Annotated in this window: 2 pseudogenes; both read right to left on the bottom strand. The window is 43.6% G+C overall.

The annotated features are described in order from the left end of the window. A pseudogene (locus KIV40_RS28175) lies at positions 1 to 400 on the bottom strand (carboxynorspermidine decarboxylase); the annotation flags it as partial. A gap of 201 nt (positions 401 to 601) precedes the next feature. Next, a pseudogene (locus KIV40_RS28170) lies at positions 602 to 988 on the bottom strand (saccharopine dehydrogenase family protein); the annotation flags it as partial.

Here is a 988-nt window from a genome sequence, read left to right as displayed (position 1 = left end):
CGTAGCTAACGCCCGGATTTAAGCGAAGGCCAATCGACGCCTTGCCTTCAACAATATGTCGATAAGCCGCAAGTTGGCTTTGTGAGTTAAAGATCATTTTGTCACAAATGTCCGACACTTGACGGACGTCATCTTCGCTGTAGCCAACACTGTATGCATGAGTTTCACCGCCAAAGGTTTCATGACCTAATTTTACTTCAAACGGGCCAGAGCTTGTCGTGCCATCTAAATAAGGTTTGATGATGTCAAATACACCCCAAGTAGAGAAACACTTCAATGCCAATACCAACTTAACGCCAGAGATCTCTTTAAGCTGATTTGCTTTCTCTAGATTGGCGATCAACTTATCTTCGCTGATCATGAAGTATGGGGTTTTTAGTTCTTCTTTCTTAAACGTCATTTTTGTAAACACTCAAGCCGCATCCATAGGTGGAAGGGTAAATTAAACAAGTTTGGTGTGATTTATTTTGATTTTGTCCTGTTCGAACGCAGTGAGTTACAAAATCAAAATAAATGATACCAAAGCTTCAAGGCTATCATCATCGAAAAGGGAACAATCCATGTCCCCTTTTAGTTAGCAATCAAAACAAGAAATCAGTTCTTATTTTTTCAGCTCATGAATCACAGGAAGACTTTGGCCTGCTTCAAGCTCTTGAAGATGCCAATCTAGACCGATACCCGGCATAGTTTCTAGGAACGGGTCTGGGTTTAGCTGTTCCATGTTGAACACGCCTTTATCTGCCCACTCACCACGGAAGAACTGAAGTGCAGCTGTGATTGCAGGAACACCCGTAGTGTAAGAGATCGCTTGGTGCTCTACGTCTTCGTATGCCACTTCATGGTCAGCGTTGTTGTAGATGAATACGCTGCGCTCTTTACCGTCTTTCTTCCCTTGTACCCAAGTACCGATTCACGTTAGACCCGTGTAGCCCGGTGCTAGTGATGTTGGATCAGGCAGTAGTGCTTTAAGTACGTGTAGAGGCTGAAC

The organism is Vibrio sp. D173a (assembly GCF_030248475.1).
This window is presented reverse-complemented; position numbering and strand designations above follow the sequence as displayed.